Origin of the sequence: Ketobacter sp. GenoA1, assembly GCF_003671475.1 — a bacterium.
GTDB lineage: Bacteria > Pseudomonadota > Gammaproteobacteria > Pseudomonadales > Ketobacteraceae > Ketobacter.
In genome coordinates this window covers 47,986-69,856 of the sequence record NZ_RCHM01000030.1, presented here as the reverse complement: position 1 = coordinate 69,856, position 21,871 = coordinate 47,986, and the positions used below count along the sequence as shown (strand labels likewise).

Here is a 21,871-nt window from a genome sequence, read left to right as displayed (position 1 = left end):
TTTTATGGCAGCCGGCCCCATCAGGCACAAGGTTAAAAGCTCAAACGATGAAAAGTTTGAGCAGGATGTTCAAATTCACCAACTCTACGATACGCCCCCGCTGCATCTTTCTCGATCCGAAGAGCGGCCGAAGATTTCAGATGCCTACCGATGGATCATGGAAAACGATAAACGAACTCAACGTATTGTTTCAGATGTTATCAATAGCGTTCGTGAAGACAGGCACCCAATCGTCCTAACAGAAAGACGAGAACACGCGCAGATGATAAACAATCTTCTTGCAGAAAGCGGTATTGATTCAGTCATCTTGAAAGGGGCGATGAAGGCCGCAGAACGCAAGCGTGTTGACGAATGCTTACATTCAGCACAGGTTGTCGTCGCTACCGGGAAATATGTGGGAGAGGGCTTTGATCTACCCAGACTGGACACATTGTTTCTCGCTATACCAATCGCCTGGAAAGGTTTCCTGGCACAATATGCGGGAAGGATTCATCGGGAATCAGAAGGCAAAACGCAGGTGACCATTCACGACTACGTTGACTGTGGCCTCCCCATGCTCCAGCGCATGTTCAATAAACGAGAGAAGAGCTACAAGACGATGGGCTATACCGTTCAGTTTTCAAATGAGCAAAGAAGTACTGACACAACTATCATAGATAGTGCGCTGTTCTCTTAATAGCACACAACACAAGCTGACGGTTATCGTGTGGCGCTTGAGTTTATGTGGAAGGTGTCTATTTATATAATAAATTCTCGAGAAAACATGCAATCTGATCCCTTTCTTTGTGTGTTAGCTATATAAAAAGTTTAATTTTACCCCATGATAAGGGAGCTTTTATAAATGGATGTACATGATCGTGACTATATTGCCGCTGTGATTAATTACTTTTGGGGGCCGAATTTAACCACGCCACAATCAATAAATGAGTCGGCAGCAGTAGTGGCTTATGGTGCACTAGAGCAGACCAATATTTGTTCTGATTCTATGGATCTCGTGCCTAGGCCGATGGGTGTTCCCAGCTCAACTTATGCAATCAAGCAACTAGCGAAGATTGGTAAGAGAATTTTGTCCGGTGATACTTCTATATACAACACATGTAAAGTGAAGGTAGGTGTGAACTTTAAATCTGAGATTGTGATGGCACTGAGAGGAATTTGATTATGATCAAGACCACGATAGCTACACTCTTTCTGATGCTAACGATGAGCGTTCATGCCGAGCCTGAAGTGGAACTCTTATATTCGGATCTGAAAGTTAAGCTACCAGGCCAATTCACATTGATTGGTGATGTCGGTGGTGAGGATAACATCCTGATTATCCGATATGGGAGTGATAAGGGGAAAAACTACATCGCGTTTACTGATATGACCAACGATAAGTCTTTAGACTATGGTTGCCCAATCAAAGTGTTCTTTGATGACCTGTTTTCCGGTGATGACTCCACCTGTAATGCTGAAAACTTAAGCATCATGCGAGAAACCTTTATTGATAATAAGGATGTAGAGCTTTGGCAAGTTGGAGGCTACACGGTTAGATATTCGGGTGGAAAGAACAAGTCTTTCGCATTCGTAAGCGCTGAAGATGGAAAATTGGTCAAAGTCGATTCTGATTTCTTAAAGAAGGAAAGGTATAAAGCCTTGCTGGGTGACTTGTAGTATGCTGCGGCATGCAATCTAAAATGACTAAACTTTGTGCAGTCGAATAGAAAATGCAGTATCGTGCCAATTACTTGATACGATACCTAGGCTGTGGGTAAGATTGTGCATAACTTTAGCCTTTAAAAGAGTCAGGGTCCCTTGTGTCGTATGCTTGATAGGCGCAACTCTGGATTTGTTTAGATATCCATTAAGTATATGATTTTAAAAAGACTTCATGATTTACGGGATTTGGTGGGCAGTAGAGCATAGTTTACGGGATTTCATTGAGGTTGAAATAATACCGTAAATTATGAAAAGGCTTAAAAATCAATAAGATATGATTTTGCAAATAATGGGATCCTACACTGAGCTCACCCTGCACGACTGGTATGCCCAACATAGCAGTCGTGCGATCCATCAAATCAAACTCCGCCGATGCGTTGCGTCAGCGCCTGGCAGATCTTATTAATATCTTTCTGATTCAGGTCGTGGGATATCATCCCCTCAATAGTAAAACTGATGATCTGAATGTCGGCATCAAAACCATCAGTGGGTTGTGCGCCGGGCAATTGCATGATCAAGAGCCGTTCCATCAGCGCATGAAAACCTGCATGCCACTTGTGCACGGCCTCCGAAGAATGAATCCGGTTATGCACCGTAGTGATCAGACCGTTAAAGGGTTTTAGTTGGTTCACCAGCCAAACCAGTTGTTCAGATAGCGGTTTATCCACCATATCTGCCAGATAAACTTTCATATATTCCTGCACAAACTGATCGTTCACTGCCAGTAGCAAATCGTCTTTGTCTTTGAAATACCAGTAAATAGTATTGGGGGTGACCCCTGCTTCACTAGCGATACGGCTCATGCTGGTACGATCGAAACCATCCTGCAGAAACAGACGGCATGCTGCCTGTACCAGCTCGGATCGTTTTTCGGCCTTGGGTTGGTCCAATCGATTGGTTGGCATAGCCGCCTCTTGACTGACATTTAAGACCAATGATAGTCTATCTCTTGATCACAATTCAAGAGTTAGACTATGCCATCTTTTACCATCGAGGATCATCGGTTTCCATCGGGACAGGATACCTGTCATGCCTGGCTATACCGGCCGGATAGTGAGCAAAAACGCCCGGTGATCATCATGGCGCATGGTCTGGGGGGTGTGAAGCGGGCAGGTTTGCCGAACTTTGCGCAGCGGTTCAGCGAGGCGGGTTACGCGTGTTTGGTGTTTGACTATCGATACTTTGGTGAAAGTGGTGGCGAACCCAGGGAATGGCTGGACATTCCCAGTCAGCTGGCTGACTGGGACGCAGCTATAACCTATGCCAAAACACTAACGGCGGTAGACACGAATCGTATTGTGCTTTGGGGTACCTCATTTGGCGGCGGTCATGTCATCGTTACCGCTGCCAGGCACCCGGAGATCACGGCTGCTATTTCCCAATGCCCTTTTACCGATGGGCCCTCATCCGTTTTTGCTATCAACATGGTTACCAATGCTAAATTGGCGGCGCTGGGTGTCCGCGATAAAATATCATCCTGGCTCGGCAAAGAGCCGGTACGGGTAGACCTGGTAGGGAAACCGGGCACCACGGCATTGATGACATCAGAAGATTCCCTGCAAGGCTACAACGCAATCAAGGATAGTACCGGTGCGACGGATGTACCTGAAAGGATAACCGCCCGAATCGGGTTACAGCTGCTCACCCATCAACCGGGTAAGTGGGCCCGCAAGGTAAGATGCCCAATATTGTTTAATGTATGTGAGCACGACAGTGTGGCACCGGCCGGGCCCACCTTGAAATACGCCGTACAAGCACCCAGGGGAATCGTCAATCGTTATCCGTACGGCCATTTTGATATCTATGTGGGCGAGGCTTTTGAAACGAACATTCGGGATCAATTGAATTTTCTGTCCCGCTATGTACCAATCTCTGGCCCTTCATAACATCACCCCGTTCAATACCAATACTGCGTTAATCTAATATTGCGTAAACACTATACTACTAACGTCTGTGCAGATTCATTTCTGTATTGCGCCTGCGTTTTGGCGGGTAGCTGGTATTTAGGTAGGCACATGCGGTACATTTAGCCACATGCGGTTCATTAGCGAAACAACGTAAACAGCACAGTTACCCTGGAATTCACACATTTCAGTGTTACCACCTAACCAGGAGCAGGTGTGAACGAAATTCAGCAAAAAATTGCATTATTTATTGATGCAGATAACGCACCGGCCAGTAAATTCGATGTAGTGTTAAGTGAAGTGGCAAAATACGGTGTGGTCACCATCCGCAAAGCGTATGGCAATTGGAAATCACCAACCCTCAAATCGTGGGAAGAACTGATCCACGAATACGCCATTCAGCCGGTTCAGCAATACGATCTTACCAAAGGTAAAAATGCATCAGACATTGCTCTAGTCATCGATGCCATGGATGTGATGTACACCAAAAACATCGATGTGATGTGCTTTGTGTCCTCCGATTGCGACTTTACACCTATGGTGACCCGCGCTTTGGCGGAGGGAAAGGTGGTGTTGGGATTTGGAGAGCGTAAGACCCCGGCGCCGTTTGTGAACGCCTGTTCAAAATTTCTGTACCTGGACCAGGGCGAATCGGTTGAATCAAAAAGTACTTCAAAGCCCAAGAATATAAAATCGGACACCAAGTTAATTGCCCTGTTACGTCAGGCCATTGAAGCCACCGAAGACGATGATGGTTGGGCTGATCTGGGCAGTGTGGGTGCGAACATATCCAATCGAACCTCCTTTGATTGTCGTAACTACGGTTTTAAAAACCTCAGTAGCCTGTTTCGATCCATCGACTTATTTGAGATCAAGCACGGCCAGGGGAAATCTTACCTGGTGCGGGATACCCGAAAGCACAAAAAAGCTTAATGGGTGTTAAGTGGTGCGGCATGCACCACTTAACTTGCTCATCGTCAACCGGTTCACTTGTACCAATGTACTCACACCCTTGTTTCAGCCGGCGACTTTCAGCAGGTTTTCCACTGACCTGACACTGTCCATATTTTTCACCAGTTGTTCGGCCAGATCCTTTTCTGCCTCCGTTTTCACTTCACCGTCAAGGGTCACCACGTTCTCGTTGGTATCCACGTTGATGTCGACACCATCCACGAATTCGTTGGCCAGCAGCTTCATTTTAACTTTTGCCGTAATGGTGGCGTCTTCGACAGCGGCCAGGAAACTGTCACCCTCTTTTTTTTCCTCCTCTGCTTTGGCATCCTCGGAAATCAATAACAGGTTATCCACTTCCTCGATACCCGCGACACTGAGGGCGATTTCTTCAGCCAGTTCTTTCTCTACACCATTACTGACATTGCCCCGGAGCATGGCCTTGGAATCCGTTACTTCAACATCAATGGTGAAACTGTTCAGATTCTCATTGAACAGTAACGCGGTTTCAATCTTACCTTCCCGTAAACCGTTATTGAAATAGCGCTTGGTATCCTGGGACATGGCCTCGATCTTTTGCTGTATGGCGGGCTCTTCCGCATAGGTGTGAATGGCCGCTGTAGAGGCGACACCCACACAGACTGCCAGTGCGATACGCTTGATTACATGTAAGTGAGAATCTGTTCCAAATTGCCTGTGCATGACGCTTCTCCTTGAGGTACTTTACCATGTGCATTCGTTGCTTTTTAGTTTCTCTTACCGATAATTCTTTGCGAACATCGTGCCAAATCAGGCTGTCTGTATACGACACAAGCTTATCCTGTCGTGCCCACCAACCTATTGTAATTATCACCAGATTTGGAATGTGAATCTGTAAGCATTACAAACCGCGCCACCTTATGACTGACGATCGGGGGATTGCTCCGATGAATGCAGATTCAATGTACTATCGCCGAAATAGACAGTTTGATGAGGAAACGGAATTTCAATACCATGCTCATCAAATGTGTATTTAATGCGACGCTTGAATTCCCTGCCAATGGTCCAGCGATCGTGCGCCCGTGTTTTGATACGGGCTTTGATTACCACCGCACTGTCGGCGAACTGATCAACACCCAGAATCTCCAACGGCTCTAGGATCAGATCCTGATACTGCTCCGACTCACGCATGCCTTCATCAATGTTTTTCAAGTGCTCTATCACCTGATCAGTATCTTCCTTGTAGGCCACGCCCACATCGAACAGGTAGTAGCTGTACTCCTTGGTGTAGTTATCCACAATGGACACTTCACCAAAGGGCACGGTATGGACGATCCCCTCCAAATCCCGAAGTTGGATCTTGCGCAGGGTGATACGCTCTACCCGGCCGCTGCGCTGCCCCACTTGCACAACATCCCCAATTTGCAGCAGATCTTCCAGGATAACGGTAATGCCGGTGAGAAAATCCTTAACCAGCGTCTGTGCACCAAAGCCAACGGCAATACCCAATACCCCGGCACCGGCCAACAGCGGCATGATATCGACACCCAATTCCGAGAGCACGATAAGGGATGACAGTGTCACCAGTACCACCAGTAAGATATTTCTGATCACCGGTAACAGTGTTTGAATGCGGGTATTGTGTCCGTAATGGCTGCGGGCCATGCTGTACTCCAGCGTGGCGTTGCTGAATTCCCATAGGCTGGCAAACAGCAAAACGATAAAGAACAAGGTGAAACACTGGGTCATGACTGAGGTGAACGGCACGCCAAACAGAATACCGTTATCGGCGAATTCAAGAATCTCGCCCAGACTGTACAGCAACAGAACCAGGCTCAAAACAATAACGAATCCCCACTGGATTTTGATGCAGAGATTAAAGCGCCCATCAGACAGATGAAAGCGCCGGCGCAGCGTCTGCAGGCGTCGTTCCAGAAACCGGGCCAACAGGTTATTCAGCAGAATACACACCAACCAGACCAGCACTGAACCCAACGCCAAAAGATACTGTAATAGACGGGTATCACTTACACCCAGATCGTCCAATTGTGTAGCGATCTTTCTGGTCAGTGCGCTGCTCTGATCATCAATCTTAAGCCATTCCACCAGCCCATTGGCTTCGTTATGAGATTCCGCTCTGGCTTGCCGCAGGGTTTTCAGTTGTGCAATCAGTTCCTGCCGACCGGTCTCACTTTCCAGAGTGGTTATCAGCTCATCCAATGGTTGCTGATTGTTGGGCTCGGTGGCAGCGAACAGTGATGCGCCGGAGATCATCACCAGTAACGCGGCCACCAGGGTGAATAGAGTCTTGCTAATCACTGCAGAATGCTTCATGCACAATGTTCTCCCGGGGCGGGTGCATGGAAAGTGATGGCAATACGGTTTACAGATTGTTGCGGGTTTTGCCGGTTGCGGCGAAGATCAATGCCAAAACGATACCCACCACAAAGAGTATCCAGGCGATGTGGGTAGCGGTGCCGGCGATACCAGTGAAACCCAGTAAGCCCGCAATGAGTCCTAAAACCAGAAAAGTCAGTGCCCAACTAAACATACGCTGTGCTCCTCTTACGAAAATAAAAATACGCAGTGTCCAGTAAGGTAAAGCGAGAACCATGCCAGAGTATGACGTCACAGTATGATAAAAAAAAGCCCAATTGGGGGAATTGGGCTAAACACATGGGGATGGAAAGATTAAGCAATAAAAGTCGACATTAGAACTTAAAGCGCACACCGGCGCTGGCGTGATCTAGATCGGTATCAGCGCGCAATGAATCATTGGCCAGCAGACCAACTTCATCTTCGGTGAACTCCACGTTGTAGCGGGTGTAATCAAAAGTGATGTCCACGCTTTCGGTTACGGAAAACGCTGCACCCACACCCCAGAAAAGCTCTTCACCATCGGCACTGCCGTCGTAACCCAGAACTTCGTAATCGGTGTCCCACCACAATTGACCGCCTTTGGCATGCAGTGAGAAGAAATCGGTGATCGGTAATGTTCCCTTAACTGCCAGGGTAAAGCCGTCGGTGTCGGCCTCGGCAAGGTTGCCGCCATATTTACCAAAATCAATATAGCTGCCTTCAACGCCAAAGAATTGGTTCAGGTCTCCACCCAGAATCAGTTGATAGGCATCATTATCGTCCTCGAAATCATCATTGTCTTTTACCTTGAGGTAACCATAGGTGGCACCCAGATAAGGCCCTGATCCATTGCTTCCGGCGGCGGCCACCCAGCTGGCCGATAACATGAGAGTGGCGATGACAGAAGCGTTGACTAAAATCTTCATAGATTCCTCCTTGGTGTATGAATCGATCGGATTAACAGTTTTCGTTATCCGCATTCATGGTTTGCTTGGCGTCTTCACACAGGTCTTCCACTTTATTGCCGGTATCGGTCATCACTTCATCGATGCTTTCGCCGGCTTCCTCGGCTCCACCTTCGTTAACGTCACAAGCGGTAATAACAACAGAGAGGGCGGTAATAAACGCAAAAATGAGATAGCGCATGATGTTCTCCTTCGGTCAGTGTCAGGTTAGTTGTTTCAACTACCATGCCAGTTTCCGTGCAAAGCGGGTCGGCCCTTCCATCATGGGCCTTGCAGGCAAGTTAAGCAGATCAGTAGCAGGTTATCGGCAAAGCCAGGTGGGGCAGGAACCGGAATGGATTACAAACTCTATGCAAGTGCTACAAACAAAAAAGCCGGCTTTGTGCCGGCTTTCTGTTATAGTGGATTTTCTCTACTGCATCATCGCCAGAGGCTTGTTGGAGGAGATATATTCCACCACCACACGACGATTCTGCTCTCTGCCGTTGGGGTTCTCATTGCTGGCGATGGGCTGGCTTTCACCAAAGCCTTCCACTTTCCATTGTTCCGGATCCAGATTGGATTTCAGAAAGGATTCCACCGACTTTGCCCGCTCCCGGGACAAGGTATCGTTGTAGATTTCAGGTCCAATGGCATCGGCATGACCCTGAATAACAATGCGGCTGTTTTCCAGGTCACTCTTCTGGGCAGTGGTAATCAACTGCTTCAGTTCGCGCCGGGATTCTTCGGTGAGCTGCGCCGAATCGAATTCAAAATACACGGTTTTTTTATGCACGGCCAAAACCGGTTCCGCTTCAACGGCGGTGACCTCTGGAGTGGGTTTTTGAACGGGCACAAAAACCGGTGCCGGCTCAGTTTGCGCCACGGGTTCCTCCACCGGTTCAGCGCTGGGTGTAGAGCTGCACCCGCTGATGGCCACACCGCCGAGTAACAAGGCAATCAATGTATATTGGTGAACAGTTGGTTTCATGTTGGATCTCCTGTCAGATGCAATCGTCGCATGGGGTCTTAGCCAGTTTTGTGCCACCCAGGTAAAAGTTAAGCCGATCAATCAATTATCAGTACCTGCGATGAATAATTGATCAACATTCAAGGGGGGGTTGTAAGTGTTACTGCTCACTTTGCAATTACTACCAGGCGCCGGGATGCCAGCAGCGAGAAATGTGCCATGGAATCATCATTTGGTACTGTGTAATATCTATTGCTTTCACGATAACAGAAGGGTATTTCAGCCGTGGCAAACATCTTGATGGTGGATGATGACGCCAGCTTCACAGAAGCGACCGCTAAAATTATTCAACTTTTGCAGCACGAGGTGCAGGTGGCCGGTTCCGTTGAAGAGGCCCGCAGCTGTCTGCAGCAAACCAGCTTCGATATAGTGCTGTTGGATATCATGTTGCCCGATGGCAGTGGGTTTGAAGTGCTTGACTCCATTTACCGTTTTAACCGGTCGGCACACATTGCCTTTATTACCGGACACGTTGCGGTGAAGAACATCATACGTTCAGTGGCGGGCCCGGAGGTCAGCTTTCTGTTAAAGCCCATTGACGTCGACAAGATCCGAAACCTGTTGAGCCGTGTTGTGTCTGACAACGACAATCACGAAGATGAAGGTATTACCCGGCATTTCGGTGTACTGGTGGGCGAAACTCCGGTAATGCAGGGGTTGTACACAATGATTGAGCGCGTTGCCGCGTCTTCAGCCAATGTCCTCATTCAAGGCCAAAGCGGATCGGGAAAGGAGCTGGTAGCCCGCGCCATCCACAATGCCACCGGTTGTGAAGGTGCGTTTGTGGCGGCAAACTGTGGTGCCATACCGACCGAACTCATTGCCAGTGAGTTGTTTGGCCATGAGAAAGGAGCGTTTACCGGAGCCAGTGCCCGTAAGATCGGGCTGTTTGAGCGGGCGCAGGGTGGCACCCTGTTCCTGGATGAAATCACTGAAATGCCGTTGGAAATGCAACCTAATCTATTGCGGGTTCTGGAAACCGGTAAAATCTGCAGAGTGGGAGGCAGTCAGGAAATCGACGTTGACTGTCGCGTGCTGTCGGCCACCAACCGCAGCCGCGAGGAGCTGGCCTCGAAACAGTATCTGCGTGAAGATATCTACTTCCGGTTGGCGGTGTTTCCCATTGATTTGCCATCACTGCAGGAGCGTCGGGATGACATTCCCTTATTGGCACAGGCGTTTCTCAACGAGTTCAATCAAAAGCAGAACACCGCTTACCGCCTGGATGAAGCATCAATGGAGCGTTTGCAGCAGTACAGTTGGCCCGGTAACATCCGTGAGCTGAGGCATGCCATCCAGCGGGCGCATATCCTCACCGCACCGGAGGAAGCACTGCTGCAACTGCCTGATGAACTGAGTTCACCTTTTGCCAGTGAGGCGGCATCACCTACAGCATTACAGGCAGGTAAAACCATTGAAGAAGTCGAAAAGCAACTGATAATCGAAACGCTGAAAGCCACACAGGGTGCCAAACCCGAAGCGGCGGACATGTTGGGTATCAGTTTGAAAACGTTGTATAACCGTTTAAATCAATATCAACAGTCATCGAATATCAGCCTGGAGTCCGGTTGAGGAGGTGGGTATGACCGACACCGAACACGAACCACTGGATCGACACGCACTGAGGAACATGCTCAATAACATCACCATGAACGCCGAACTGGTTAAACTGATGGTACAACAGGATGTGCCTAACGATCAGGTTTTGGATAGTGTTGAAAAAATGTTGCAGGAATGTAAGCACTGCGCCCGTTATTTGAATCAACGTTGAGGTTGTCACGAACGGTTTATGAAGCATAGCATCAGTGTCTTACACCGGGTCTGGCTTTTCAGCATCCTCGCTTTAGTCCTGTTGATGGGTATTAACGCAGTGCAATCCTATCAGGCCATCGAAAAGCTGGTGCATAATGAGCAACGGGCCAGCACCACTAAATCCATATTGCGGGCGATCAAGGATGTATTTTCGTCGGTCCAGGATGCTGAGCTGGGCTTGCGGGGCTTTCTGATTACCGGCAAGGCGGATCACCTGCGGCCGTACTTTACCTCCCTGGAAAACATTCAGCAGCACATCTCCCATCTGCGCAGTTTTAACCCTGAGTTACCGGAACAAACCCAGCGTATCAATGATCTGGAGGATGCGATTCTGGAACGTTTGGATCAGATGACCGATCACATTAATCTGCGCAGTGAGAACGCGGAGTTGGATTGGCTGTCATCCAGCAACATGTTTGCCAGCCATGAGAGCCTTACCAATATCCGTAACCTGATCATGCAGATGGAGGAGGCTGAATACCAACTGTTGGAAACCCAATCCCGTGAGGCAGGCCGCAGCCGTAAAACCGTCATGCAAACCATCGTGGTGGCCAACGGTTTGGTGCTTATGCTGCTGATATTCATCGCGGTGCTGTTGTATCGGGCCATCAGCCGCCAACAATTGGAAGCGACCCACCTGGAGGCTGTTGTAGAAGAGCGAACCCGGGCGTTGCAGCGTTATTCAGAAGAGCTGAAACGCAGCAACCGGGAGTTGCAGGATTTCGCCTTTGTGGCATCCCACGATCTGCAGGAGCCCCTGCGCAAGATCCGCACCTTTGGCGATCGGTTGAAATCCCGTTATGGTGACCAGATCGGTGATGGTGCCGATTACATACAACGAATGCAGAACGCGGCCCTGCGCATGTCCAAGCTGATCGATGATCTGCTGACTTTCTCGCGGGTATCCACTCGTGCCAAACCATTTCTTAAGGTGGATCTAAATCTGGTGCTGGCAGAAGTGCTGGATAATCTGGCGGTACCAATCGAAGAAACCCGTGCGGTCATTGAAAAGGATACGCTGCCGGTGGTGAATGCGGACCCGTCGCAAATGAAGCAGTTGCTGCAGAACATTATCGGCAACGCGTTAAAGTTTGTGCCCACCGACCGGGCCCCCCATATCAGGATTCGTTGTGAGCAGCAGGAACAACGCTATCGCCTTGCCATCGAAGATAATGGCATCGGTTTCGATGATCAGTACCTGGACAAGATCTTCACGCCGTTTCAGCGGCTCCACGGCCGCCATGAATACGAAGGTACCGGGATCGGGTTGGCTATCTGCCGCCGCATAGTGGAACGACATGGCGGTGAGATTACCGCACGCAGCGAGCCCGGTGTGGGCACTACCTTCGAGTTGGAGCTTCCTTTTAATCCGCCTTTGCAGTTTGCAGCCGAGAGAGAGACATCATGAACAACGGAAAGCCTATTGTGATTCTGATGGCCGATGACGATAAAGACGACCAACTGCTGACTCAGGAGGCGTTGCAGGAAAGCCGGGTCAACAACACCTTGATTCTGGTGAACGATGGGGTTGAGTTATTGGAATATCTGCGGGGAGAAGGCCAGTTCAAGGATCAGGAACACATCTGGCCCAGCCTTATATTGCTGGATTTGAATATGCCACGGATGGACGGCCGGGAGGCACTGGCGAAAATCAAAGCTGATCCCCGGTTACGGCGCATACCGGTGGTGATCCTCACCACCTCGAAAACCGAAGAAGACATGCTCAAGGGTTATGATCTGGGTGCTGCCTCTTATCTTACCAAGCCGGTGACGTTTGAAGGGCTGGTGGAGTTGATGAAAGCCCTGGGTACCTACTGGGTGGAATTTGTGGAATTGCCGCAAACCCTAAACGGTGAGTGCAACGGGTAACCCGCCGTGCGAGAGATTCGTTTGTTACTGGTGGAAGATGACGAGGATGATTATATCATCACTCGCGATCTGCTGGATGATATCGCCGGCGGTGCTTACCGGCTCGATTGGGCAGCGGATCTGCAATCTGCCCGTGAGTTGCTGAGTCTCAATGAGCATGATGTGTGTCTGATGGATTACGCATTGGGCCCCAGTGATGGTGTGTCCTTATTGAAGGAAGCGCAAACGCTGGGCTTTAACCGTCCGATTATCATGCTCACCGGTCAGGATGATGAGCATCTGGATGAGCAGGCATTGTCTGCCGGCGCCGTGGATTATCTGGTCAAATCCAATCTGACGGAATCCCGTTTGGCTCGGGCCATTCGTTACGCCATTGCCCGGCGCGAAACCGAAGTGGAACGCATGGAACGGCTGCGGGCCGAATCCGAGAACCGCGCCAAGTCCGAATTTCTGGCTCACCTGAGCCATGAATTGCGCACCCCGCTCTCGTCCATTCTGGGTTACACCGACTTGCTCATCAGGCAAAGTTCCGATGACACCGTGGATTATCTGGGTGTGATCAAACGCAACGGCCATCACCTGTTGAGCCTGCTTAACGACGTACTGGATTTATCCAAGATTGAAGCGGGTAAACTGGAATTGGAAACACACCCGCTGGATTTTCCCCGCTTTCTCAGTGATGTTTATCATTTATTGCGGGTGCGGGCCGACGACAAGAACATCCGCTTGCAATTCCTGGCACCACAACGTTTACCCTCGGTGATTCATACCGATCCAACACGTTTGCGCCAGGTGTTGTTGAACATACTGGGTAACGCCATCAAATTTACCCACCAGGGTCAGGTGAGCTTTCAGGTGACCCTGGAAGAGGCGCTGGACGATTGGATATTGAACCTGCAAATAACCGATACGGGCATGGGGATCGCTCCGGAGTTTTTGCCGAAATTGTTCAAGCCGTTTTCCCAGGCACCGGCGGTACAGCGCCCGCAGAGCGAAGGTACCGGTCTGGGGCTTGCCATCAGCCGTCAGTTGGCGCAGCGCCTGGGTGGCGATATCACGGTGCAGAGCGAACTGGGCAAGGGCAGTTGTTTTACGGTAAAGATTGCGGTGGGGCTGCCGGAGGATGTGGCGTGGGTTGCATTGGAGCTGGACCGGCTGGGGGCCAGTACCTTGCCGCCGGAGCTGCCCCGGTTACAGGCACGCATCCTGGTTGCCGACGATGTGCCGGATTTGCGGGTTTTACTGGGGCAGATCCTGGCGGGCATGGGTGTGCGCACGGAGGTGGCCGTTGACGGCCGCGAGGCGCTGGAGAAGGTGATGGCGGCGCAGCAGCAGCAACCGTTTGATTTGGTACTGATGGATATACAGATGCCGGTGATGGATGGTCTGGAGGCCACGGCACAGTTGCGTAAGCAGGGCTATAGTGGCCCTATTGTAGCCTTGACCGCCGCCACCATGGAGGGGGAGCGGGAGCGCTGTCTGGCTGCGGGCTGTACCGATTATCTCAGCAAACCGGTGGATGAGGGGCGCCTGGTGCAATGCATTCTCCACCTGCTGGAGTCATCGCCTTCGCCATCACCTGATCCTGCACCGGCACCGGCACCGGCAGAGAATCAACGGCGATTGCTGTTGGTGGAAGACGACGAAGATGCGGCCAGGATGACCGCCTTGCTGATCGAGAGCCTGGGTTGGCAGGTGCAAATCGCCGCTAGTGGAGCCGACGCGCAGCAGGCCTATGCCGCCCTTAAGCCGGACTTGATCCTGATGGACATGGGCCTGCCGGACTGTTCCGGGGAAGAGCTGGCGGCGCAATTACAGCGTTTGGATGATAAACCACCACCCATGGTGGCCCTGTCCGGTCATGAATTTTCGTCTGCGCAACGGGCCCGTTCGATTTTTAGCGATCATCTGCTCAAACCGGTCAATATGGAACTTATCCGATCTGCTCTGGAAAAAGCTGTGGATAAAAATGTGAATAAGGGGCGCAGTTCCAGTGGCGCAGTGAACGGTGCTTGAAGGTGAGTACTTGCTACGGCCACTATCCCCGGTTTCGGGATTCTGAGAAATTTTGTCTTTAAAAACAGTGAGTTATGTTGGTTTCAATGGCTCTCCGGCGGCTCTGCAGTAAGTGATGGCTTACATTTCGCCCGAAAAAATCAATCTAATTGAGTAAACAGTCAGTCTGTGGATAACTTTGTTACCAATAGGAACGCACTACGGGAAGACTGGAAACATTGGCTAATTGGTGGCCAACAATTGTGCCTTTTCGGTGTTCAACCAATGTTCTAACTGCGCATTCAGTTCTTTGGCTGATTTGCCCTCGGAGGAAATCGGCGCACCGATTTTCACCACGATTTCCCCCGGGATTTTTTCCAGCTTATGGGCCGGCCAATGCAGACCGGCGTTGTGCGCCACTGGCAATACCGGGGTGCCGCTTTTCACCGCCAGCATGGCGCCACCGGGCAGATGGCTACGGGTCTCCCCGGGCGGAACCCGGGTGCCTTCAGGAAAGATCAGCACGGACAGGCCCGAATTCAACCGGTTGCGCCCCTGGCGTAGAATTTCCTTCAACGCGGTGGCCTTTTTGCTGCGGTCGATGACGATGGGGCGCGCCCACAGCAGCAGCCAACCGAACACCGGAATATAGGTGAGCTCCTTCTTCAGCACGGTACAGACGGGGTACAACAGATGATACAGGGCGTAGGTTTCCCAGGTGCTTTGATGGTTGGCCACCACCACCACCGGTTGTGAGGGAATGTTGTCCTGGCCGATGACCCGCACGCGAATGCCGCAAATAATGCGCAGATACCACAATACCACCCGGGTCCAAAAGGCGAACAACCGGATCCGGCCCTGAAATCCCAGGAACGGACCCAGGATCACCACCGGTACACTGGCCATCAGTACGCTGAGGGCGTAGAACACATTGAAGATCAATCCGCGAACGGTATTCATGGAGTGCGTCAGACTTCCTTAATCAGGGGCTACTGCAGCTCGGCAATATCCGCAATATCCAAAAACAGCTGGTGCAGTTGATCCAGCAGTGCCAGGCGATTATTGCGCAGAGCCTCGTCGTCCACGTTCACCATCACCTTGTCAAAAAACGCATCCACCGGTTCGCGCAAGGCAGCCAGGGATTGCAGCCGGGCCGGGTAATCCATGTTGCTGTCGGTTTGATGCAATGCGATGGCACTGGCCAGCATTTTTTCTTCATCATCCTGCAACAGGTCACTGTTTATGGCCGGCAGGGGCTGACTTTGATCACGCTTGGAGAGAATGTTGCCCACCCGTTTGTTGGCAGCAGCCAGCGCGTCCGCTTGCGGCAGTTGCTTGAACGACTGTACCGCCTTGGCCCGCCGATAAAAATCCAGTGGTTGGGTGGGATTCACCGCCAACACCGCTTTGACGATGTCCACGCCGATACCCTCTTCCACAAACCAGGTCTGGTAGCGGCCGTTCATAAACGCCATAACATCCTGCTGAACATTGCTGTTGGTGAGTTTATCCCCGTACAGGGCCGCGGCCTGCTGTGCCAGGGCGGCCAGATCCAATGGCAGTTCCCTGCCGACAATAATGCGCAACACGCCCAGTGCGGCACGGCGCAACGCAAACGGGTCCTTGTCGCCGGTGGGGTGTTTGCCGATACCCAGAATACCCACCAGCGTATCCACTTTATCGGCAATGGCCACCGCCTGACCGGTGGTGGTGGACGGTAGCTCATCGCCGGCGAAGCGAGGTTGATACTGTTCGTTCAAGGCCAGTGCCACCTCTTCCGCCTCGCCGTCGTGGCGGGCGTAATAGGTACCCATGATGCCCTGCAGCTCCGGGAACTCCCCTACCATTTCGGTGGACAGGTCGCACTTGGACAGCAAACCGGCCCGTTGCGCCAGGCCCTGATCGGCACCCAAGGCAGCGGCAATGAACCCCGCCAGTTGGGAAACCCGTGAGGCCTTGTCGAAGACACTGCCCAGCTCGTTCTGGAACACCACCTGTTGCAGGCGCTGGTTATGGGATGCCAAGGTGGTTTTCTTATCCTGATTAAAGAAAAATTCGGCGTCGTTGAGCCGTGGTCGCACCACTTTCTCGTTGCCCTGTACGATAAACTCGGGCTGTGTGCTGTCCAGGTTGGCCACCGTAATAAAGCGCGGCAGCAACTTACCGTTGGCATCCAGCAGGCAGAAGTATTTCTGGTTATCCTGCATGGTGAGAATCAGGGCTTCCTGCGGTACTTCAAGAAAGCGCTCCTCGAAGGAACACACCAGCGGCACCGGCCATTCCACCAAGGCGGTGACTTCATCCAGTAGTGCTTCCGGTACGATGGCGGTGCCGTTTTCCCGGGCCGCCAGCTCATGCACGCGTTGTTCGATGATGGCTCGGCGCTCGGCAAAATCCGCGACCACCCAGGCGGCGCGCAGATCTTCCAGATAGTTGGCCGGTGCACTGATGCGGACTTTCTCCGGATGGTGAAAACGATGGCCGCGGGATTCATGCCCGGCAGTCTGTGCCAGAATATCGCATTCCACCACCTGATCCCCCAGCAGCATCACCAGCCATTGGGTGGGGCGCACAAATTCAACCCGGGAAGCACCCCAACGCATGCGCTTGGGGATCGGCAGATCATTCAGCGACTGGGCCACGATGTCCGGCAGCAGGTCGCGGGCCGGATGACCTTTGACTTCTTTCACGTAGCGCAGTTTAGGGCCGCTGTTATCCAGCTCAGCCACGTCCACACCGTTCTTTTTGGCAAAGCCCAGTGCCGCCTTGGTGGGGTTGCCGTCGGCATCAAACGCCGCGGCGACCGGTGGCCCGTCAATATTCTGCACCCGATCCGGTTGTTGGGTGGCCAATGCCTTCACCAGCACCGCCAGGCGCCGGGGGGCGGCATAGGCGTGCACCTCGGCGTGTGGCAGGCCGGCGCTTTCCAGGCCGCTGACAATGCCTGCGCAAAAACTTTGCGACAACTGATTGAGTGCTTTGGGCGGCAGCTCTTCGGTGCCCAGTTCCACCAGAAAATCCTGTGTGCTCATGCCGCGTCCTCCTGTGCCAGTTTCGCCAGCACTTCATCGCGCAGGCTGGCCTCGGCCATGGGAAAGCCCAGTTTGGCCCGGGCTTTCAGGTAGCTTTTGGCGATGTTGCGGGCCAGGGTACGCACACGCAAAATGAACCGTTGACGCTCGGTGACGGAAATGGCGCGGCGGGCGTCCAGCAGGTTAAAGGTGTGGGAGGCCTTCACCACCATCTCATAGGCGGGAAGCGGCAACTCCTGTTCCATCAGTTTATTGGATTCGGCTTCGTAGTAGTCGAACAGTTCAAACAGCTTGGGCACATTGGCGTGCTCAAAGTTGTACGTGGACATCTCCACTTCATTCTGGTGGAACACATCACCGTAGGTGACCTTGCCGAAGGGGCCGTCGGTCCACACCAGATCGTAGACGGAATCCACACCCTGCAGGTACATGCACAGGCGCTCCAGGCCGTAGGTGATCTCACCGGTAACCGGGTAGCACTCTACCCCGCCCACCTGCTGGAAATAGGTGAACTGGGTAACTTCCATGCCGTTGAGCCACACTTCCCAGCCCAGGCCCCAGGCGCCTAACGTGGGGGATTCCCAGTTGTCTTCCACAAAGCGTACATCGTGGGCGCGGGTATCGATGCCCAACAGGCGCAGGGATTCCAGATACAGTTCCTGGATATCCGACGGGCTGGGTTTCAGCACCACCTGGAACTGATAATAGTGCTGCAGGCGGTTGGGGTTGTCCCCGTAGCGGCCGTCGGTGGGGCGGCGGCTGGGCTGCACATAGGCGGCGTTCCAGGTTTCCGGCCCGATGGCACGCAGGAACGTGGCGGTGTGGAAGGTACCGGCCCCCATCTCCATGTCATAGGGTTGAATCACCACACAACCCCGGGAGGCCCAGAAATTCTGCAGGGTGAGAATGAGTTCCTGAAAAGTCAGGGGCTTATCTTGGCCGGAAGTCTGTTCGCTCATGGAAAACCTTGATCGTGAAGCGCTCGAATTCAAAAAGGCGCCTATTATAGCCTGATTAGCGTTAAAGCTTCGATACTTGGATGGAGTTGTCTGGGGGCCATGTAAATTATCTTGATGATCAAGGTGGTTAGGCGCGCGCCGGGTTTTTCGAAAAAAAACGTTTCTGGCTGCAACTTTGGGTGCGCGGGGAGCGTATAACAGATAACAACCCCTACTATGCACCTGTTACGAGGCACGCACCATGACCGATACCCTCTACGGCCTGAACCGTTACAACTATAATCCCGGCACCGAAATGGGGTTCAGCAACTTTCAATGGGTGGTGGATGGCAAGGTGGCCCGCTCCTCCCAGCCGGGATACAACAGCCATCACGACTCTGTGCAAAGCTATAGCATGGTGCAGATTATGTTTCTGAAGCTGAAAGGCATCCGGTGCATCATCAGTGCCAATGAACTGGGCATTACCGATCAGTCCCGCGACTTGTTGGCAGGCGCTAACATCGCCCACCACCATTATTCCGTGCAGGATCGCACCGCGCCCAGCGCTTTTCAATTGCAGAACGCCGCCAATACCATGCAGCAGACCCTGGCTGGCGGTGGTGGTGTGTTGGTGCATTGCGGCTATGGGCAGGGGCGTACCGGCGCCTTTGTGGCCGCCTGGGCGATGCTGCACTGCTTTGCAGCCGGTGACCGACACCGTCAGATGTCCCGTGATGAGATGTGCAATTCGACTTTTCTCCGGGCTAATTTCGGAGTGGAACATGCACCCCAGGTGGCTGCGGTGCGGGCCGCGGCCGCGTTGCCGGCAACCGCCGCACCGGCCCCCGCCATGGGTGCAAATTTCGGCAGCGCCAGCTCGGGTGGTTGGGCACCGGTTAATCTGCCACTGCCGTCACCCATGTTTAACGGGGGGCCCGCAGGCTTGGGCTCCCCCAACTCCACCAGTGGCCCTCTGCCGTTTGCCAACTTTAACGGCGGTGGTGGCAGCTTTTAAGCGCCGGTTTCACTGAGGTAAAACCAGGCTCACACAGGCGCAGGTGTAAACACCTACACCTGATCTAGAGTTTCATTCAGTCTCCTGGGCTACCTATAATTAATTCAGGTTTATAGGTTAATATGTGCTCTGAAAAAATTGTGGGATTCGTAGAGCCTACTTCGTCTTTATGTACAAACGAAAGGTATATACGATATTCCAATCGAGTAGGCTGGCAATTACAGGTGATACCAGTATCTGCAGGAAATCTGTTTCCTGTTTCAGCTTCATCGTAATAGCGGCCGACCATTCTAGATACCACCTGTCTAGAAGCAGAAACCTTTGTTTCTAGAGTTTTGGTGCTTGTTTCTGTCAAAAATCTATTTCCTATAAAAGAATCTAAAGTGGCCCAGCTTGGAAATGGAGTAGAGGTGATCTTTGCAAGTCTGCTGGAGAAATCGAATTCATCGGTTACGCTGCCCCAACTAATAAATTGCCGATAGTCGTCGATAACACCACCATCTTGCCCAGTATTGTCTTTAAATCTAAGATAATAAGGTTCTCTATACTCAATTAGGGGTTCTACAGCAATATTGGTCAAGATCATATCTGAATCCGGGTTTACTAAAACCAGGTCCCTAAGATTTTCTTCAAAGCGCCACGTTAAGGAAGCGGGAGTATATCTAAATTCGGATTCAATCTCGTCGTTGGAATTTTCAATATAACGGTGCACAAACGGACAACTAAAATTAAGACTTTGCATTGTAGTATTGCCGCAGTAGGGCTGCACCCAAATTTGGGGTGACCTGACAATTGAAAACAATCCTAAAGAATCTTTATTTAACCTGTAAGTATTGTCATCGAGATTGATAGCAATCTGGTTTTGTGGGAATTGGTTTACAATGGTCCCATTCAAAGTAATCGTACCGCTGCCATACTGGACGGAGGAAGATTTACCTGAAAAATTAGATAATCCTGAAATTATGTCTAAACCTCCGATAAATCCTTGAATAGCACCAAACGTACTTGCGTTTCCTATTAGAAATGTACCGAATGCCGTGGCACGATCCAGCAAACCATCCGGAAAGTCGACCAAACTATTGTTAGAATTTCTGAGATCATTGGAAACGTCAATGATATCTTGGCCAGAATTAGCAATGTTCTTTTTATTCTTTTTGATAGTTCCAGGTAACTTCAAGATACTTGAAAGAATATCTTTGCTTCCATTGGATTGCTGGCTAGTTAAGCTAAATTCAAAAGTACCTGCGAGGTTAACTTCTTCAGTTACTTTTTCCTCAAAAAATAATTCAAGAGCCAGTGAAGATGGAATGGCGTTTGGATCATATGACAGATGGCGATCCATCACAGCCCATTTGTTGACAAAACTTTTCATTATAAAAACTTGTTGATTTTGTTGTTGATCCTTCTCAGTAAGTGGAAGGCTGAAGTCGGTTTCTTGTAGTGATAATCCGTAATCGGATAGAAATCCAGTATCAGTGATGCTAGATGTTACAACGAGCTGTTTGCTGCCGGTAAAGTTTGGTTTGTTGATGTAGACAAATATTCTAAGTTGTCCCGAATGTATGTTGTACAGCGCAAAGTAAGGAAAATTTCTACGATCTTCGTAGTCAGGTAAATCAGCTATTGAGCAGCCTTCAATATAATCGTCACAAGAAAGTCGTTTTACGAATAAGCGCCAACCATCAGCAGCAGGATGTCTATATCCGGTTACATCGACACCAAAGTGTTGATCAGATTTCCACGGAGAGAGAATTTGGATATTATTAAAATCTGAATATACATCGTCACGTTGCCAATCCCATGCTGTTCCTTGTTCTACAAGTAAAGTTATTTTTTTAGTGTATTGAGTTTGGGAGCCCTCAGAATCATTTATAAGTGCTGTTAGAGTGTATTCCGTGGTGTTATTGGGTGAGACTGTAATGGTTCCGTTTTCATTTACAATGCCAATATTTGGGTCAATTGTCACTCCTTGCAGGGATTGGTTAGAAGCCAGGCTAATGTTCCAGTTTAAGTTAGCTTCGTCCCCGTAGTTAATGACTCCAGGAGTTACTCCAAAAGTAATGGTAACTGGATCTTGTTCACTGCCGCACGAGGCAATCTGAATATATAAGCAAATAAGAGAGAGAAGATATATATATCTTCCTTTTGTTCTGATAGGTCTGTTCATTGTCCGCTCCAAGTGGATTTAACTTAAGATATGGTTGCCGGTTTAGATTTGATGTAGTTATGGGCGATCCAGAACAGATTTCCATAACCTATTAGATAGACAAATTGAATGACAATAAACAGCTAAAAATAAGCCGTAGGAGAGGATGAAAACTTAATTGATGAAAGGATTTACCT

At 50.7% G+C, this 21,871-nt stretch carries 22 protein-coding genes; 11 read left to right on the top strand and 11 right to left on the bottom strand.

Translation table 11 applies throughout. The annotated features are described in order from the left end of the window. The first annotated feature begins 4 nt into the window (after positions 1-4). From D9N13_RS12400 to D9N13_RS12390, 3 genes are all read left to right on the top strand, one after another. Positions 5-676: a DEAD/DEAH box helicase gene (locus D9N13_RS12400; RefSeq protein WP_411268160.1), complete on the top strand. Its 672-nt coding sequence runs from the start codon at positions 5-7 to the stop codon at positions 674-676. Between the two features lie 165 nt (positions 677-841). Next, positions 842-1,159, top strand: coding sequence for a hypothetical protein (locus D9N13_RS12395; RefSeq protein WP_290590322.1), 318 nt, complete (start codon positions 842-844; stop codon positions 1,157-1,159). 2 nt (positions 1,160-1,161) lie between these two features. Beyond that, complete coding sequence (locus D9N13_RS12390; RefSeq protein WP_290590320.1) at positions 1,162-1,656, top strand: hypothetical protein; 495 nt, start codon at positions 1,162-1,164, stop codon at positions 1,654-1,656. 404 nt (positions 1,657-2,060) lie between these two features. Here D9N13_RS12390 and D9N13_RS12385 read toward each other — a convergent pair whose 3' ends face one another. Beyond that, positions 2,061-2,606 (bottom strand): TetR/AcrR family transcriptional regulator, encoded by a 546-nt coding sequence (locus D9N13_RS12385; RefSeq protein WP_290590318.1) that lies wholly within the window; start codon positions 2,604-2,606, stop codon positions 2,061-2,063. 69 nt (positions 2,607-2,675) lie between these two features. Here D9N13_RS12385 and D9N13_RS12380 point away from each other — a divergent pair, with 69 nt between their 5' ends. After that, complete coding sequence (locus D9N13_RS12380) at positions 2,676-3,587, top strand: alpha/beta hydrolase (protein ID WP_290590316.1); 912 nt, start codon at positions 2,676-2,678, stop codon at positions 3,585-3,587. A gap of 234 nt (positions 3,588-3,821) precedes the next feature. Continuing rightward, positions 3,822-4,538 (top strand): NYN domain-containing protein, encoded by a 717-nt coding sequence (locus D9N13_RS12375; RefSeq protein ID WP_290590313.1) that lies wholly within the window; start codon positions 3,822-3,824, stop codon positions 4,536-4,538. A gap of 84 nt (positions 4,539-4,622) precedes the next feature. On the opposite strand, the gene D9N13_RS12370 is transcribed toward D9N13_RS12375, so the two are convergent. The 6 genes from D9N13_RS12370 to D9N13_RS12345 form a co-directional block, all read right to left on the bottom strand. After that, positions 4,623-5,258 (bottom strand): BON domain-containing protein, encoded by a 636-nt coding sequence (locus D9N13_RS12370; RefSeq protein WP_290590310.1) that lies wholly within the window; start codon positions 5,256-5,258, stop codon positions 4,623-4,625. A gap of 195 nt (positions 5,259-5,453) precedes the next feature. Beyond that, positions 5,454-6,869: a mechanosensitive ion channel family protein gene (locus D9N13_RS12365; protein WP_290590307.1), complete on the bottom strand. Its 1,416-nt coding sequence runs from the start codon at positions 6,867-6,869 to the stop codon at positions 5,454-5,456. 49 nt (positions 6,870-6,918) lie between these two features. Beyond that, the gene (locus D9N13_RS12360; RefSeq protein ID WP_290590303.1) at positions 6,919-7,086 is read right to left on the bottom strand and encodes a DUF1328 domain-containing protein; all 168 of its coding nucleotides are present in this window, start codon (positions 7,084-7,086) and stop codon (positions 6,919-6,921) included. Positions 7,087-7,246: 160 nt separating this feature from the next. Beyond that, entirely contained in the window at positions 7,247-7,819 is a 573-nt protein-coding gene (locus tag D9N13_RS12355) for a porin family protein (protein WP_290590300.1), read from the bottom strand. A 31-nt stretch (positions 7,820-7,850) separates the two neighbouring features. Beyond that, positions 7,851-8,039 (bottom strand): hypothetical protein, encoded by a 189-nt coding sequence (locus tag D9N13_RS12350; protein WP_290590297.1) that lies wholly within the window; start codon positions 8,037-8,039, stop codon positions 7,851-7,853. Positions 8,040-8,270: 231 nt separating this feature from the next. After that, positions 8,271-8,828 (bottom strand): OmpA family protein, encoded by a 558-nt coding sequence (locus tag D9N13_RS12345; RefSeq protein WP_290590289.1) that lies wholly within the window; start codon positions 8,826-8,828, stop codon positions 8,271-8,273. Between the two features lie 264 nt (positions 8,829-9,092). Between D9N13_RS12345 and D9N13_RS12340 the strand changes: the two genes are divergently transcribed. Genes D9N13_RS12340 through D9N13_RS12320 form a run of 5 tightly spaced genes read left to right on the top strand, consistent with a single transcriptional unit; the run spans position 9,093 to position 14,564 of the window. After that, positions 9,093-10,439, top strand: a complete 1,347-nt coding sequence (locus tag D9N13_RS12340) for a sigma-54-dependent transcriptional regulator (RefSeq protein WP_290590286.1) — start codon at positions 9,093-9,095, stop codon at positions 10,437-10,439. A gap of 10 nt (positions 10,440-10,449) precedes the next feature. Further along, positions 10,450-10,638, top strand: coding sequence for a hypothetical protein (locus D9N13_RS12335; RefSeq protein WP_290590282.1), 189 nt, complete (start codon positions 10,450-10,452; stop codon positions 10,636-10,638). 18 nt (positions 10,639-10,656) lie between these two features. Then, entirely contained in the window at positions 10,657-12,087 is a 1,431-nt protein-coding gene (locus tag D9N13_RS12330; RefSeq protein WP_290590279.1) for a sensor histidine kinase, read from the top strand. Next, complete coding sequence (locus D9N13_RS12325) at positions 12,084-12,548, top strand: response regulator (protein WP_290590276.1); 465 nt, start codon at positions 12,084-12,086, stop codon at positions 12,546-12,548. Before D9N13_RS12330 ends, D9N13_RS12325 begins: the two co-directional genes overlap by 4 nt. Before the next feature lie 6 nt (positions 12,549-12,554). Then, on the top strand, positions 12,555-14,564 hold the full coding sequence (locus D9N13_RS12320; RefSeq protein WP_290590273.1) for a response regulator: 2,010 nt from the start codon (positions 12,555-12,557) through the stop codon (positions 14,562-14,564). A gap of 222 nt (positions 14,565-14,786) precedes the next feature. On the opposite strand, the gene D9N13_RS12315 is transcribed toward D9N13_RS12320, so the two are convergent. From D9N13_RS12315 to glyQ, 3 genes are read right to left on the bottom strand one after another with little or no spacing between them, the layout of a single operon-like run. Then, positions 14,787-15,503, bottom strand: a complete 717-nt coding sequence (locus D9N13_RS12315) for a lysophospholipid acyltransferase family protein (protein ID WP_290590270.1) — start codon at positions 15,501-15,503, stop codon at positions 14,787-14,789. Between the two features lie 29 nt (positions 15,504-15,532). Next, complete coding sequence (gene glyS, locus D9N13_RS12310; protein ID WP_290590267.1) at positions 15,533-17,575, bottom strand: glycine--tRNA ligase subunit beta; 2,043 nt, start codon at positions 17,573-17,575, stop codon at positions 15,533-15,535. Continuing rightward, a complete protein-coding gene (gene glyQ / locus D9N13_RS12305; RefSeq protein WP_290590264.1) occupies positions 17,572-18,534 on the bottom strand; it encodes a glycine--tRNA ligase subunit alpha in 963 nt (320 codons plus the stop codon). The genes glyS and glyQ overlap by 4 nt, the downstream gene beginning before the upstream one ends. A gap of 241 nt (positions 18,535-18,775) precedes the next feature. Between glyQ and D9N13_RS12300 the strand changes: the two genes are divergently transcribed. Continuing rightward, complete coding sequence (locus D9N13_RS12300; RefSeq protein WP_290590261.1) at positions 18,776-19,528, top strand: fused DSP-PTPase phosphatase/NAD kinase-like protein; 753 nt, start codon at positions 18,776-18,778, stop codon at positions 19,526-19,528. A 76-nt stretch (positions 19,529-19,604) separates the two neighbouring features. Here the strand turns inward: D9N13_RS12300 and D9N13_RS12295 are convergent, their stop codons facing one another. Beyond that, the gene (locus D9N13_RS12295) at positions 19,605-21,695 is read right to left on the bottom strand and encodes a hypothetical protein (protein WP_290590251.1); all 2,091 of its coding nucleotides are present in this window, start codon (positions 21,693-21,695) and stop codon (positions 19,605-19,607) included. Between the last annotated feature and the right edge of the window lie 176 nt (positions 21,696-21,871).